This is a genomic window from Lysinibacillus sp. CNPSo 3705 (genome assembly GCF_028674935.1).
GTDB lineage: Bacteria > Bacillota > Bacilli > Bacillales_A > Planococcaceae > Lysinibacillus.
This window is the reverse complement of record NZ_JAQZSD010000009.1, coordinates 95,775-111,881: the sequence shown is the minus strand read 5'-3', so window position 1 is coordinate 111,881 and position 16,107 is coordinate 95,775. Positions and strand designations below refer to the sequence as shown.

14 protein-coding genes are annotated in these 16,107 nt (G+C 37.7%); all 14 read left to right on the top strand.

The annotated features are described in order from the left end of the window. Window positions 1-117 precede the first annotated feature (117 nt). A complete protein-coding gene (locus tag PVA17_RS06210; RefSeq protein WP_132361456.1) occupies window positions 118-666 on the top strand; it encodes a hypothetical protein in 549 nt (182 codons plus the stop codon). Continuing rightward, window positions 663-1,628 carry an ABC transporter substrate-binding protein gene (locus PVA17_RS06205; RefSeq protein WP_132361458.1) on the top strand — a complete coding sequence of 322 codons (966 nt, stop codon included), beginning with the start codon at window positions 663-665 and terminating at the stop codon, window positions 1,626-1,628. The genes PVA17_RS06210 and PVA17_RS06205 overlap by 4 nt, the downstream gene beginning before the upstream one ends. Before the next feature lie 686 nt (window positions 1,629-2,314). Beyond that, the gene (locus PVA17_RS06200) at window positions 2,315-3,082 is read left to right on the top strand and encodes a tyrosine-protein phosphatase (RefSeq protein WP_132361460.1); all 768 of its coding nucleotides are present in this window, start codon (window positions 2,315-2,317) and stop codon (window positions 3,080-3,082) included. A gap of 213 nt (window positions 3,083-3,295) precedes the next feature. Beyond that, complete coding sequence (locus PVA17_RS06195; protein ID WP_132361664.1) at window positions 3,296-4,672, top strand: MATE family efflux transporter; 1,377 nt, start codon at window positions 3,296-3,298, stop codon at window positions 4,670-4,672. Further along, window positions 4,672-5,508, top strand: coding sequence for a putative RNA methyltransferase (locus tag PVA17_RS06190; RefSeq protein ID WP_132361462.1), 837 nt, complete (start codon window positions 4,672-4,674; stop codon window positions 5,506-5,508). The genes PVA17_RS06195 and PVA17_RS06190 overlap by 1 nt, the downstream gene beginning before the upstream one ends. Window positions 5,509-5,587: 79 nt before the next feature. Further along, window positions 5,588-6,196: a lysophospholipid acyltransferase family protein gene (locus PVA17_RS06185; protein ID WP_132361464.1), complete on the top strand. Its 609-nt coding sequence runs from the start codon at window positions 5,588-5,590 to the stop codon at window positions 6,194-6,196. A gap of 108 nt (window positions 6,197-6,304) precedes the next feature. After that, the gene (locus PVA17_RS06180; protein ID WP_132361466.1) at window positions 6,305-6,769 is read left to right on the top strand and encodes a low molecular weight protein-tyrosine-phosphatase; all 465 of its coding nucleotides are present in this window, start codon (window positions 6,305-6,307) and stop codon (window positions 6,767-6,769) included. 200 nt (window positions 6,770-6,969) lie between these two features. Continuing rightward, complete coding sequence (locus PVA17_RS06175; RefSeq protein WP_132361468.1) at window positions 6,970-7,689, top strand: YebC/PmpR family DNA-binding transcriptional regulator; 720 nt, start codon at window positions 6,970-6,972, stop codon at window positions 7,687-7,689. Between the two features lie 138 nt (window positions 7,690-7,827). Then, window positions 7,828-9,123 (top strand): arsenic transporter, encoded by a 1,296-nt coding sequence (locus tag PVA17_RS06170; RefSeq protein ID WP_274067171.1) that lies wholly within the window; start codon window positions 7,828-7,830, stop codon window positions 9,121-9,123. Between the two features lie 220 nt (window positions 9,124-9,343). Further along, a complete protein-coding gene (locus tag PVA17_RS06165; RefSeq protein ID WP_274067170.1) occupies window positions 9,344-11,086 on the top strand; it encodes a methyl-accepting chemotaxis protein in 1,743 nt (580 codons plus the stop codon). Between the two features lie 87 nt (window positions 11,087-11,173). Beyond that, window positions 11,174-11,749, top strand: a complete 576-nt coding sequence (locus PVA17_RS06160; RefSeq protein ID WP_274067169.1) for a YdcF family protein — start codon at window positions 11,174-11,176, stop codon at window positions 11,747-11,749. A gap of 74 nt (window positions 11,750-11,823) precedes the next feature. Continuing rightward, complete coding sequence (locus tag PVA17_RS06155) at window positions 11,824-13,521, top strand: M3 family oligoendopeptidase (protein WP_274067168.1); 1,698 nt, start codon at window positions 11,824-11,826, stop codon at window positions 13,519-13,521. 236 nt (window positions 13,522-13,757) lie between these two features. After that, window positions 13,758-14,837, top strand: coding sequence for an AI-2E family transporter (locus tag PVA17_RS06150; protein WP_248717336.1), 1,080 nt, complete (start codon window positions 13,758-13,760; stop codon window positions 14,835-14,837). 12 nt (window positions 14,838-14,849) lie between these two features. Next, window positions 14,850-15,473, top strand: a complete 624-nt coding sequence (locus PVA17_RS06145; protein ID WP_274067167.1) for an NUDIX hydrolase — start codon at window positions 14,850-14,852, stop codon at window positions 15,471-15,473. Window positions 15,474-16,107: the final 634 nt, after the last annotated feature.

The following is a 16,107-nucleotide window of genomic DNA, read 5'->3' as shown; positions in this document are numbered from 1 at the left end:
GTTGTTTCCTTAGGAATGGGAACAACGTTTTTTTATGTACTCATCTTTCACCGGAATAAATCCTAAGAAGGTGTGAATTAAGTAGAATTTTTCACGAAGGAAAGCGGGGACTTAGATTTGAAAAAAGATGCACGTTACTCTTGTTATCCATTTATGCGTGAAAAGGCATCAACGGTAGATTTTGAAATTCGAACAGATAGCCTTACAACACATATTGGCGTCGCTTTAGCGGTGGTAGAGAAGGAAACAGTGGAGGTAGTAGCAGATGATTTACTAGCCATTTTACCAATGGCTTACCATGTAAATGGGTCAGTACGAGGTAAATTGGCGGTAACCGAAGACGATTTGACTTGGCTAAGTGATCGCTATGATTTCTATGTTAGTCATGTTAAGGATGAAATACAAAACTTTGTATTACCTCAAGGGACAGGGGCTGCTACTGCATTACATGTATGCCGTAGTGAGGCGAAAAAATCATACCGTGTTTTGCACAAAGTATCTGAAGAACGGGAAGTACCTGCTATTCTCTTTGATTATTTAGGATTGCTAGCCAATGTGTTTTTTGTAATGGCTGTCTATATGAATCAGCATGCTGGTATTGCTGAAATACCGTTTATTAGTAAGTCATACCCGATGAAAAAGAAAAAAGGAGAATCAATGAAATGAAGAAAATGTTTAAGCTACAATGGCTTTCTGTGTTGATGCTGGCCCTTGTATTAGTTGGCTGCGGCACGAAAGAGGATACAAAAAAAGAAACGGTTTCTAAGGAAGATCAACAAGTTGAGAAAACTACTAGCTATAAAGTTAAGGATGACCGCGGTGTAGAAGTAGAGTTTAATGCAGTTCCTAAAACTATTGTTTCATTACAACCGAGTAATACAGAAATTTTATTTGCTCTAGGTGTGGGAGATAAAATCGTAGGTGCAACGGAGTATGATACGTATCCAGAAGAAGCGCAAAAAATTGAGCGTGTTTCTGATTCTGTAAAATTCAACAGTGAGCGTATTTTAGCGTTAAAGCCAGACGTCGTAATTGCCTATACGACTGGTGGAGATGAAGAAAATTTAAATGCATTAAAAGGCCTTGAGGATGCAGGTATTAAAGTGTTTGCCATTCAATCAGCTAAATCATTTGATGATGTTTACGGGGATATCGAACAAGTCGCAACGGTTATGGGCATCAAAGATAAAGGCGACAAGTTAAATGAAGATATTAAAGGTAAAATTGCAGATGTCCAAGCGAAAGTTAAAGATGTGAAAGAACCAAAAAATATCTATTTAGAAATTAGTCCAAAGCCAGACATCTATACAGCTGGTTCTGGTACATTCCAACAAGAAATTTTAAATGCTGCAAATGTTAACAACGTTTTTGCTGACCTTAAAAGCTGGGTAAAGGTATCTGAGGAAGATATTATTGCGAAAAATCCAGATGTTATTTTAACAACAGTAAACTATGTGAAAGACCCAGCGGCAGAAATTCTTTCTCGTGATGGATGGAATTCAATCACTGCTATTCAAAATAAAGCGGTTTATTCAATAGATACTGATATTTCAAATCGTCCAGGTCCACGAATTGGCGAAGCAGTTGAGTTAATCGCAAAAGCAGTATACCCTGAGTTATTTAAATAGTTTATATTAAAAAAGCGTATGTTGAAGCTGTCCTTTATGGGCAGCTTTTTTGCTGATCGGATAAGGTGGATAACTGCTCCGCTTTGATGAAGAAGTGAACGGATAAAGTGGATAACTGCTCCGCTTTGATGAAGAAGTGAACGGATAAAGTGGATAACTGCTTGGCTATGATGAAGAAGTGACCAGGTGAAGTGGATAACTGCTTGGCTATGATGAAGAAGTGACCAGGTGAAGTGGATAACTGCTTGGCTATGATGAAAAAGTGACCAGGTGAAGTGGATAACTGCTTGGCTATGATGAAAAAGTGACCAGGTGAAGTGGATAACTGCTTGGCTTTTATGAAGAAGTGAACGGGTGAAGTGGATAACTGCTCAGCTATGATGAAAAAGTGACCAGGTGAAGTGGATAACTGCTTGGCTATGATGAAGAAGTGAATGGGAAGAGTGGATAACTGCTTGGCTATGATGAAGAAGTGAATGGGAAGAGTGGATAACTGCTCCGCTATGATGAAAAAGTGACCAGGTAGGGTGGATAACTGCTTAGCTAGGATGAAGAAGTGGCCCCTTTAAATCCCTCTTATCGCTCGAAGTAGTGTATGACATTTCCTAGTGTGAAAATTGGTATTATATCGGATTGTTTTATAATATAGAAGTAAGAATGCTTGCTAACAGAGAGAGGTGCAGTGAGTGAAACAGTTTGATATGAAGATTGTTCCGTTTGAAGCAGTTTATAATTTTCGTGATATGGGTGGTTATAAGTCAAGAGATGGACGTGCTGTTAAGAATGGTTTGATATATCGTTCAGCAGCACTTGGTAAAATGACGAAGGCAGATAAGGAGCTATTTAAAGCGCTTGGTGTGAAAACGATTTTTGATTATCGAGACAACCATGAGGCTCAAAATAATCCTAATCCAGTATTTCCATATGCCAAGTATATTCAAATACCAGCAAAGGGAAATCATGCTTTTGAGATGCCTACAAACACTGGTGGAAAAGATTTTTATAAGGTTGTAAGCCCAGAGATGTTCCGAGAATTTTATGCACAAATGCCTTTTAATAATGACTCGTTTAAAAAGTTAATAGCAACGATTCAGCATCCTGAAAATTTAGGGCTTGTTCATCATTGTGCGGTCGGAAAGGATCGAACAGGTATTGGCAGCGCACTTATTTTACTTGCTTTAGATGTACCTGAGGAAACAATCATGGAGGACTATTTAGATACAAATGTACATCTAAGTCCCTTAGTAGAACGAATGGCTCAGACAATTCAGCTAAGTTATAGCGATCAAGAATTGCAGCAATTTTATGCTTTAATGTCGGCCCGTGAGGACTATTTACAAGCGGCATTTGATGCAATGGATAATCGATATGGGTCTAAGGCTGCTTTTTTAGAGCAAGAGTTTGGTTTAACAACAGAAAAACGTAAGCAATTGCAAGATCATTACTTAATATGATAAGAAACCCTTTCGCATAAAATTGTGAGAGGGGTTTTTACGTATTATACTAGCTTCATAATGTTTCATTATAAAAACTCTTTACACTTTAAAAATCTATGATAAGATACTATATATTTTTATCACGCTGTAACGGGTAGTCATTTAACTGTACCGAAATAACCGCACGTAAAATTTTTATGAAGCGTATAGGAGAAGTTGAAATTGTCAGACATAGTAAGAGAAAGTGATTTAAAAGAGGCAAATAAGTTAAGCTTGTTCCATTTAACGTGGCCGATATTTTTAGAAGTATTTTTATTTATGTTAATGGGACTAGCAGATACTTTTATGCTCAGTGCTTTATCAGATAATGCAGTATCAGGGGTTGGTGCAGCCAATCAGTATATTCATATTGCCATTTTAATACTTGAAGTAGTTGGTAATGGTGCTTCTATTGTTGTATCTCAATACTTAGGTTCAAGGCGCTTTTTTGAAGCTGCGAAAATTTCCGCTTTAGCAGTAACGATGAATTTGATCGTTGGACTAATGATGAGTGTCTTATTTTTCTTCTTTTCGAGTCATTTAATGACCATGATGAACTTGCAAGGAGAAGTGCTTAAATATGCCCAAAGTTATTTAGTCATCATAGGAAGCTTTATTTTTTTACAGGCAATTATAAACGCGTTAGCAGCGATTATCCGTGTACATGGATGGACAAAGCAAACGATGTATGTATCACTAGGTATGAATGTGCTACACGTTGTATTAAACTACGGTTTAATCTTTGGTAACCTAGGATTACCGGAGTTAGGTGTAAAAGGAGCGGCTATTTCCTCGGTTGTAAGTAGGGGATTAGCGGTTCTTGTGTTTTTCTGGCTGTTGTATCAAGTGATGGAAGTAAGAGTAAAACTAGCGTATTATTTCGAGTATTCAAAGGAATATGTTCGAAAAATATTAAATATAGGCTTACCGTCAGCATTTGAGCAGGTGCTTTATCAGTTTTGTCAAATTGTCTTCCTTTATTATGCAACGTATTTAGGCTCAGAGACACTTGCTGCAAGACAATATGCTATGAATATTTCGATGTTTACATATTTATTTGCGATTGCAATCGGGACGGGCACAGCTATAATTATTGGTCGAAATGTCGGTGCTGGTAAAAAAGATCAAGCTTATCATCAGCTTTGGTTAAGTGTACGAGCAGCTTTTGCCTTTACGATAACTATGGTTGTAGTTGTGACGATATTCCGTAAGCAACTAATGCACGTTTTCACTGATAATTCAGAGGTAATAGCTATCGGAGCATCTGTCTTAGCATTAAGCATTCTACTAGAAACAGGGCGTACAATGAATATTGTTGTTATTAACTCGTTGCGTGCCTCAGGGGATGCAAGATTTCCGGTGAAAATCGGTTTCTTATCAATGGTATGTATGAGCCTTCCACTCGGGTACTTGTTCGTATTCGTTTTACATTGGGGTTTAGTAGGTATTTGGCTAGCGATTTCAGCAGATGAATGGATGCGAGCCATTATTGTATACTTTAGATGGAGAAGTCGTAAGTGGGAGCGTTTTGCACTTGTTTCACCTACAGAACAACAGGAGGCGAATTAATGGGAGCACTTTCTAAAAGAGCTGCAGGGGCAGCCTTAATGGAAAAAAATATAACACTTTTTGCTTGTCCAATTTGTCAGGAGTCAATGAGTGTATTTGAGCAAGGGAGATTAGTATGTTCCTCAAATCATTCTTTTGATATTGCCAAGCAGGGCTACGTCAATATGTTGACACATGGTGCGATTTCTAAGTACAGTAAAGACCTCTTTGAATCTCGAAAAGCGGTTATTGATAGTGGCATCTATGATTTAATAGAAGATAAAATCAGAGCGCTAATTGCAAGTGCAGAAACCGTGCTTGATACAGGGTGTGGTGAGGGTTCACATTTAGCCCGTATTATGAAAGATAAAAAAGGTAACAGTATTGGCATAGGTATTGATATAGCGAAAGAAGGCATACTCGCTGCATCCCGACATTATCCAGAGCAAATTTGGTGTGTTGGTGATTTAGCGAAAAGTCCATTTGCAAAATCAAGCTTCGATGCCATATTAAATATTTTATCGCCTGCCAATTACGAAGAGTTTAAACGTTTATTAACCGAGAATGGTTGTGTTGTTAAGGTTGTACCTCAAAGCGGGTACTTACATGAGCTTCGATCACAATTATATGCGGATTCTACTAAAGAGTCCTATTCGAATGAACAAATCGTTGCACGCTTTAAAGAAAGCTTTGCCGATGTTAGTGTAGAACGTATTACGTATACGGTACCACTAGCTACAGAGCTTGTACCAGCACTGCTTGAAATGACACCGATGGGCTGGCATAAAAAAGAAGGAGTCAATATCCAGTTAACTGAAATTACGATTGATGTTGATGTATTAGTGGGAAGAGTCTAGTTATTTCACATGCAATTGCGATATACTGGTCTTTTCGATTACAATGGGAATAACTATTGAATAAGGTAGGAATGAAACAGTGTATAAATTTATAGCAAATGTTGTCAAAGTGATATTAAAATTAACGGGTTCAAAGGCGCGTGTATATGAGGAGCACAACTTACCGAAAGAAGGTGGGTTTATTATTGCATGTACACACACAGGCTATGTTGATATTTTAAACCTTGGAGTTTCAATGGCTCCTCGAGAAATTCACTTTATGGCTAAAAAGCAATTGTTTGATATAAAAGGCCTTGGCTGGCTTATAGAGCGTTTGAATGCCTTTCCCGTTGACCGTGACAATCCAGGACCAAGTGTTATTAAAATCCCTTCACAGTTATTGAAGGAGGGTAAAATCGTAGGTATTTTCCCATCAGGTACTCGAAATGCTGAGGGTTCGGATTTAAAGCAAGGTGCGATTACTATTGCACAGCTATCTAAAGCTCAAATTGTACCAGCCGCTTACATTGGTGCTCGTAATGCTGCAGATGTTTTTAAGCGTGGAAAAGGTTATCTAATTTATGGAGAGCCGTTTTATGTAACTGGAAAAGGTAAAGAGGGACGCGAGGAATTTACTCATCGTCTTGAACATGAATTAGTAGCGTTAACTAAAGAATTAGAGAAGCGAGTTGCGGCAGAAAAGAGATAAAGTGAAACCTATTTAGAAGGCACTCAGAATCATTGATTTTGAGTGCTTTATCTTCATTTAGCAAATGTTTTCTGCGCGAAAGCGAAATTGATTGAGGAGGATATAAAAATGATTCGAGTACTTTTTGTATGTTTGGGGAATATATGCCGATCACCAATGGCTGAAGCGGTCATGCGTGATTTAGTAGAAAAAGAGCATCTAAGTCATAAAGTCGAAGTAGATTCGGCTGCAACAAGCTCTTGGCATATTGGTGAACCTCCTCACAGAGGAACACAAGAAAAGCTAAAAGAGTATGGCATCTCAACGAAAGGGATGCAGGGCCGACAATTACAAAAGGCTGATTTTGCAAATTTTGATTACATTATTGGCATGGATGAAAGTAATATACGTAACATCCGGACGATGCTTGGTAATCCTGATTCTCCAAAGATTTTCCGCTTTTTAGATTTAACTGACCATCAAAAAGACGTACCGGATCCATACTATACAGGAGATTTTCAAGAAACCTATGATTTAGCCTTAGAAGGCTGTCATGCACTTATAGAAAAAATCAAAGTAGAAAACCAATTATAAAGTGGCTCTAATTGAAACAATTTTTTACAATTAATGCTTAATAAAGTCACCTTAAACATTGGGATATCTAGCTTTGCAAGCGTCTTTTGTGTTATTATTTGCAGAGTAAAGATACATTAAGTATTGAATCACCATTTACAGATGTGCTAGTGTGCATCTATTATTTTGATAAACTTATAATTTGAAAGAGAGTGGAAACAATGGGTCGTAAGTGGAACAATATTAAAGAAAAGAAAGCGTCTAAAGACCAAAGCACAAGCCGTATCAATGCAAAATTTGGACGTGAAATTTATGTAGCAGCTAAATCAGGTGAGCCAGATCCTGAATCAAACCGTGCCCTTAAAGTTGTTCTTGAACGAGCAAAAACATACAGTGTTCCTAAACATATTATTGAAAAAGCAATTGATAAAGCGAAGGGTGGCGGCGATGAAAACTTCGACGAATTACGTTATGAAGGTTTCGGACCAGCTGGTACTATGTTAATCGTTGATGCTTTAACGAATAATGTTAACCGTACTGCTTCGGATGTACGTGCTGCATTTGGTAAAAATAATGGGAATATGGGTGTCAGTGGATCTGTTGCCTACATGTTTGATTCAACAGCAGTAGTCGGTTTAGAAGGTAAATCAGCAGATGAAGTTCTTGAAATTTTAATGGAAGCAGATATTGATGCTCGTGACATTCTAGAAGAAGATGAGGCTGTCATTATTTATGCAGAGCCAGATCAGTTCTTTGCTACACAAGAAGCTTTAAAAGCAGCTGGTGTTCAAGAGTTTACAGTAGCAGAGCTTTCAATGCTTCCACAAACAGAAGTAGCATTAACTGGTGACGATATTGCGAAATTTGAAAAATTAATTGATGCATTAGAAGATTTAGAGGATGTCCAAAACGTTTACCATAATGCTGATTTAGGTGAATAATATAAACAATAAAACCAGTAGCAAATTAAGCTACTGGTTTTCAACTTCTATCAGCGGGTGTCTAAAGTCGCTGCGCTTTCGCGCAAAAAAAATCTGATGACCTAAGTACAAAGCATAATTGATTTAGGGAGGAAAACGGTGCAAGCTTTATTAGCGATTGCTATATTTTTAGTAACTTTATTTTTTGTAATAGTGCAGCCACGAAAAATATCGATCGGCTGGTCTGCTTGTATTGGTGCTGCCATTGCATTGGCGCTCGGGGTTGTTACTTGGCAAGATGTTGTTGAGGTAACAGGGATCGTTTGGAATGCAACGTTATCGTTTATAGGGATTATTTTTATTTCACTTATTTTAGACGAAATAGGGTTTTTTGAATGGGCTGCCCTCCATATGGCACGTATCGCAAAGGGGAATGGTATCCGCTTATTCATTTATCTTTCCTGTCTAGGTGCTATTGTTTCAGCATTATTTGCAAATGATGGTGCAGCTCTAATACTAACACCAATCGTTTTAGCGATGATCCGTAAGTTAAATTTAACCGATAAAATGGTCTTTCCATTTATTATTGCAAGTGGCTTTATAGCAGATACAACATCATTACCGTTAGTCATTAGTAATTTAACAAATATTGTGTCTGCAGATTATTTCGGTATTGGTTTTATGGAATATTTCTTACATATGCTGTTACCGAACTTAGTTTCTTTACTGGCAAGCATTGCTGTACTTTATATAGTCTTTCGTCGTTCGATTCCAAAAGATTATTCACTTGAGGCAGTTGATAATCCGAAGCTGGCAATTCGTGATACGAGATTATTTTTATTATCATGGTATGTAATAGCGATATTATTAGTTGGTTTCTTGACGAGTGAGTTTTTCGAAATTCCTGTGTCATTTATTTTATGTGGTGTAGCAGCTATCTTTTTCTTGCTTGCGCGACGTAGTCATATTGTAGATACAAAGAGAGTTGTGAAAGGGGCACCGTGGAATATTGTGTTCTTTTCTATCTGTATGTACGTGGTTGTTTACGGCTTGAAAAATGTAGGAATGACAGGTTTGTTAGCAAGTTTATTAGAGCACGCGATACAGCAAGGGTTGATGGTATCGACAATAACGATGGGCTTTGTAGCAGCGATTTTGTCAGCTATTATGAATAACCTACCAACTGTCATGATCGATGCATTAGCTATTGCTGAAACTAGTGCAACTGGCGTTATTAAAGAGGGGCTTATTTATGCAAACGTCATTGGAACTAATTTAGGTCCTAAAATGACACCGATTGGCTCACTCGCAACATTGTTATGGCTCCATATATTGGCGCAAAAAGGAATAAAAATCGGCTGGGTTCAGTATTTAAAGATAGGTATTATTTTAACAATCCCAACTCTTTCAGCTACTTTAATAGCTTTAGTGGCTTGGATAATCGTCCTATCATAGGATAAAATCAAAAAACTATTTTTCTATAAGGCATATCGCTGTAGAAAGATAGTTTTTTCTATGTTCCCAGCTCATCGGTTGGCCTCAGGAAAGTGCCATCTGGGTAAAAGGGCGAATAATCCATACATAAATTACGTTTTACCCATTGTGAAAAAATTCAAATCATAACATAATATAGATTAATAGTCATGGTGACAAAGAGGAAAAGGGGGGCTAAAGCATGAAGATTTCACGTTCGATACAGGGGAAACTAATTATCATTTCATTAGCACTATTAATTATCCCTAGCCTAGTTATAGGTTTAGCTAGCTATAATAAAGCCAAAAAAGGTATGGATGATATTGGTGAACAAGTTATTAAAAATAGTGTTGAATCTTCTTTGCAATTAATTGAGCTTGCGAATGAGAGTGTTAAGAGGGGCGACATTCCTTTAGAAGTTGCACAGGAGCAAGTGCGTGAGGCGATTCTAGGACCAAAGGATAGTGAAGGGAAGAGGCCAAGTAACTATCCAGGAGACTTAGGGGAGTATGGTTATATATATGCTTTAGATGAAAAAGGGACATTTCTAGCCCATCCGACACGAGAAGGGGAAAACCTATGGGACGGTAAAGATAGTAATGGCCATTACTTTATTCAGGAAGTAACTGAAAAAGCACTTGCTGGTGGAGGATTTACACAATATGAGTTTGAGCTACCGGGTCAAGATGTATTAGCTGATAAAATAATTTATTCTGCAAAGGATCCTAATTGGGGCTGGATCATTGCATCGGGTACATATATGCAAGACTTTAATAAAGAGGCTAATTCATTATTATTTGTTATTGGTATTACATTATTAGGTGCCATCATTATAGGTACTGCTGTTGTCATATTGGTTTCAAGACATTTAGCTTTACCGGTGCGAAAATTATCTAAACGTGTACGTGAGGTAGCTAAGGGGAATTTAACTGTAGAAATTGAAAACCTACAACGTTCAGATGAGATTGGTCAATTAAATGAAGGATTTAATGAAATGGTTGATCAACTGAAAACATTAATTACAGATGTAGAAGAAGCTATTGTAGAAATTCAATCGACATCGTCAAATTTAACATCTGTGGCAGAGGAAACAAACGCTTATGGAGATGAAATAGTAAAAGCGATAAATGAGGTCTCGGACGGTGCGGTAAAGCAGGCTTCAGATGCTGAGGATACGAATAGAACTGCCATTGATTTTGCTCAGCAGATAGAAGTATTGCATGACAAAAATGAAGTAATGCTTGAGGCATCTCAACATATGAAGCGATCAAATCAAGAGGGGCTCTTGAATTTAAATAATTTAAAAGAGAAGTCACACGAGTCTTCGGAATTGATCAATAATGTTTATGCTGTATTTAATAGCTTAATTGTGAAAGTAAGAGAAATTGAAGGCATTGTCGGCACCATTACCGAGATTTCTGATCAGACGAACCTACTTGCATTGAATGCATCAATAGAGGCGGCTAGAGCTGGTGAGCATGGCAAGGGCTTTGCGGTAGTTGCTGAGGAGGTACGTAAGCTAGCGGACCAAACATCTGTAGCAACTGAGCTAGTGCGCACAACTTTAAAGGGAATTGAAAGTGAAACTAATTTAGTGAACAATGAGATGAAGAAAACAAATGTCATTGTTCATCAGCAAAATGATTCGGTTGCCATTACAGAGTCGTCCTTTAAGGAAATTGAATTGGCCGTAGAGAAAATTATTGCTGTCATTGGAGAAATGACTGCGGGAGTAGAATATTTGAATGGCTCAAAGGATAACATGATGCAATCTATCGAAAGTATTGCAATGATTAGTGAGAAAAATGCTGCTGCATCTGAGGAAGTAACAGCATCTGTTGATGAACAACAACGTGCCATTCAGCTTGTTAGTGAATCTTCCAGTGACTTAACAGATGAAATAACGGCGTTACAGGAATCTATTAAGCGCTTTATATTAAGATAATTAAACAGGATGTTTGTACAGTAATTCTAGTACAAGCATCCTTTTTCTTTGTTTAAACGTTAGTAAAAGGTAAGGGAGGGGATAAATGTGAAAAAATGGGTAATTAGATTAGGGGTTGTACTGCTTGCGGTTTGTATAGCTGTTTATATTTGGCTCGGCCAAGAGATGAAACAAGGTTTCCAGCCGGCCGCAAACGGAACAGCTACATACATGATTGTTCTGGGAGCGAAAGTAAAAACGGGTGGAATCCCATCGCTTTCATTGAAAAATAGATTAGAAGAGGCTGTAAAGTATTTAAACAAATACCCTCATGTAAAAGTAATTGTTTCAGGCGGGCAAGGGGCGGATGAAGATAGGACTGAGGCTTCAGTAATGTTAAAATATTTACAGGACAAGGGTATAGAAACTAACAGAATATTAATAGAAGACCAATCTACTTCAACCTATGAGAATTTACTATTTTCTAAAGAACTGTTGCCTAAAGGGACTAAGAACATCACGATTCTCTCTAATGATTTTCATTTACAGCGTGCAAAATATTTAGCTGAATCTTTAGGTTTTGAAGTAGATGTTGTTGCGGCAAAAACACCAAAATCAGTGGAAATAAAGTTAAATTTGCGTGAAAGGGCAGCACTATTAAAAACCTATATAATTGGCTATTAATTTGTTTCTTAATAGGATAGATTTGGCATATAATAGAAATATCACGGGGTAAATGACAGAAAGAGGGGACTTCTATGAAAACGTTTAAAGACTATGAATACAGCCGTCCAAATATCGAGGCTATGAAAGAGCAACAATTATCCTTAATACATGAATTTAAAAATGCTCAAACGATGGACGAGCAAAGTGAAATAATTGAGAAATTAAATGGATTGAGCAATGACTACGCTACAATGGCAAACCTAGTGTACATTCGTGCTTCGATTGATACAAATGATGAATTTTATCATGCAGAACGCGATTATTTTGATGAGGTTGGACCAGAGTTGGAAGAGGTAACAACAGAATATTATAAAGCGCTAATCGTGTCACCATTCCGTGAGCAGTTAGAAGAAAAATGGGGTCAGCAATTATTTGATTTAGCAACATATCAAATTAAAGGCTTTTCACCAGCAGTCATTGATCTAATGCAAAAGGAGAACAAACTCGTTTCAGAATACAATAAACTGGTTGCCTCTGCGCAAATTGACTTTAATGGTGAAACATTAACGCTTGCTCAGCTTGCACCATATGCAGAGTCTACAGATCGTGCAGTGCGTAAGGCCGCAACGGATGCACGCTTTGGCTTTTTTGCGGATCATGAAGAGGAATTTGATCGACTTTATGATGAGCTTGTTAAGGTGCGCCATGAAATCGCTGTTAAATTAGGCTATAAAAACTATGTCGAGCTAGGTTATATTCGAATGAATCGCATTGATTACAATGCAGATATGGTAAAGAAATTCCGTGATCAAGTTCGTGAATTAATTGTACCTATTGCCACAAAATTATATGAACGTCAGGCAAAGCGTATTGGTATTTCTGATTTTAAGTTCTATGATGAAGCATTCAACTTTGTATCAGGAAATGCTACACCAAAAGGCGATCCTGAATGGATTGTGGCGAACGGTAAAAAAATGTATGAAGAGCTATCACCAGAGACTGGTGAATTTTTCAACTTTATGATTGACCATGAATTAATGGACTTAGTGGCGAAGAAAGGCAAAGAGAGTGGCGGTTATTGTACATTTATCGAAAACTATCACTCACCATTTATCTTCTCGAACTTTAATGGTACTTCAGGCGATATCGATGTGTTAACACATGAAGCTGGACATGCTTTCCAAGTCTATTCAAGTCGTAACATCGGAATTCCAGAATATTTATGGCCAACATATGAATCTTGTGAAATTCATTCGATGAGTATGGAATTTTTCACATGGCCATGGATGGAGCTATTCTTTAAGGAAGACACAGAAAAATATAAGTTCACACACTTAAGTAGTGGCTTATTATTCCTTCCTTACGGTGTTGCAGTTGATGAGTTCCAGCATGTGATTTATGAAAATCCGAATATGACACCAGCTGAACGTAAAGCTGCGTGGAAGAAAATTGAGGAAACCTATTTACCACATCGTGACTATGATCATAACAGCTATCTAGAAGCAGGCGGTATATGGCAACGTCAAGGACATATTTATGCAAGTCCGTTCTATTACATTGATTACACATTAGCGCAAATTTGTGCATTCCAATTCTGGAAACGTTCACGTGATGAATTTGAAGCTGCTTGGAAGGACTATGTTCATTTATGTGGTTTAGGTGGCTCTATGTCCTTTACGAAACTTGTGAAAGAAGCAGGCTTAATTTCACCATTTGAGGAAGGCTGTGTTGAATCGGTTATTGGTGATATTGAAGATTACTTAAATTCAGTAGAAGATATAAAATTATAAACTGTTACATTATAGAGCATTAGTGAAAATTTGCGACACTCCTGTTGAAGGCAAGCTATGCAAGCCACCTTAGATGCTTTAGCATTTGAGGTGCTCGCTAAAATAGCTTGTTGGAGGGTTGCGAATTTTTTAGTTTCAAAAACTCTTTTGTTTTGACAATAAATACTAGAATACTTGCGAAATGGTTAATATATAAGTAGTATTTTCAGTAACTGTGATAAAAGGAAGTGAAGAAAGTGACGAGGAAAGTTTGGTTTCAAGTAGGGGTAGGGATTTTACTTGCGCTACTAGTCATTAAATATTTTATAGAGATTCAATGGATTTTTTCGCCGCTAGTAATTATTTTAAAGGCTATTTTTATACCTTTGTTACTTGGCGGTGTTTTGTATTATGTTACGGAGCCGATTCAAAGATTTTTAGAGAAGCGTAAATTTCCAAGATGGGCAAGTATATTAACGATAGTCATTGGACTAATAGCGCTAGTTGGTGGCTTTGGTTGGATCGTTGGTAATCCGATTGCAGTGCAGGTAAATAATTTAGTGAAAAATGTACCACAGATTAGTGCTAGTATTCAAGATGCAGCTGATTATGTGTTTAAAAACAAGGATAACTTCCCACCCCAGTTAAAAAACTTTATCGACAATATGGCGAATTCGGTGCAGGATATTGCCGTTGTGGCAAGTAAGGGATTAGTATCGTTTTTACAATCAGTTGTATCTGCCTCTTTATTAGCTATTTTAATTCCATTCTTCTTTATTTTTATGTTGAAGGATCATGAAAAGTTTGCACCATCGATTTATAAATATTTTAGTGGTGAACGTCGTGAATGGGTGAAGAAAACGTTAAGTGAAATTGATGGTGTTTTACGTAGCTATATTCAAGGACAGCTGCAAATTAGTTTTTTACTAGCAGCTATTATGTATGTCGGGTATTTAATTATTGGCCTTGACTATTCGCTGCTACTTGTTATATTCGCGTTCTTTATGAATATGATTCCGTTTATTGGACCATGGATTGCCTTTACACCAGCACTGATTGTAGCTATTATTCAGGATCCAGTGTTAGTCATATGGGTGTCTGTTGTCACACTCGTGGCGCAGCAAATTGATAGTAACTTTATCACGCCTAATGTCATGGGGAAATCGCTCGATATCCACCCGTTAACAGTTATAACAGTTATTTTAGCAGCAGGTAATATTGCAGGCTTCATTGGGATTATTATTGCTGTACCATTTTATGCCGTATTAAAAGTGATTGCATCCAATATTTATGATGAACGAAACGTGATTAAGAAAAAGGCTACGAAGTCGGTATAGGAGTCGGAAAAAATGGAACAAGAAATTGTGAAGGTTTTTAATGAGCAGCATGAACAGATTGGGACAGCAACGAGAGCTGAGGTACATGAAAAAGGACTATGGCATGAAACATTCCACTGTTGGCTTGTCAATGAGAACTATATCTATTTCCAAATCCGTAGTTCACAAAAAAAGGACTACCCGGGCTTGCTTGATATTACAGCGGCAGGGCATCTATTAGCTGAAGAGACAGTAGAATCAGGAGTTCGTGAAGTGAAGGAAGAGCTAGGGCTCGATGTCGACCTACAAGACGTAGTTAAAATGGGCATGACATCTTGTAGCATCGTTTCGGAAAACATGATAGACAATGAATTTTGTCATGTTTATATATATCCATTCAAACATGATTGGGAATCATTTGAACTGCAGTATGAGGAAGTGTCGGGAGTCGTAAGAGCAAAGCTCGATGAGGCAGAAGCATTCTTTTTAGGCGAAACAGTTATTCTGAATATAGAAGGCTATGAATATTTCCCTGATGGTCAACGAGTAAAAATTGTGCGCCCAGTAAGTACAGCACAATTTGTTCCTTACCGTGAACTATACGTTGCCCATGTTATTAAGTTTGCAAAAGATAAAATGTTTAATAAAACGTTATGAATTGTGGAGGGTGACTGAAAAGCACACCATAAGAATTAAAAGATAAATCCGCTTCGCTTTCCGTGGATAAGGTATGAGTCATATCGGTGCGCTCTTCTTTTTCCACAGGGAGTTTTAAGCGGATTTTTTTACTTTATAGGAAAAATGATTAGGCTCTGATTTCTTGTCTCATCATCAATTTTGTTAAAGAGTATGTCATGTATATAAGTTGTGTCCTACCTTGGTGCGCTGCCCGCTACGCTTTCGCGTAAAAAACATCCGTTGACCGGACGCCCCAGGGAAGCGTCCAGTCGGAACGGAAACCAACTCTGCGTTATAGTGATGTAATTTTCTAATTGGGTCTCTCATCGTAATTTAGGGATATTAGCAATAGAGGAACGAAGGCTAAAAGCATCACATCCTGTGATAACGCCTTCGTGACCAACATCGTGTTGGCCCGAGACCCTGCAGCGAAGCGAAGCTGCTCATCGGACGCCCCTAGGAAAGCGCCCAATCGGAACGAAAATCAACCCACACAATCAATCTACACGTTATAGAAGAGGAAACATTACTTTTACTTTTAGAAGTACCTATTTTACTTCGATATAACAGAAAAAATAAGTTATACTGTAAGGTAGATTGAATAGAAAAGGAG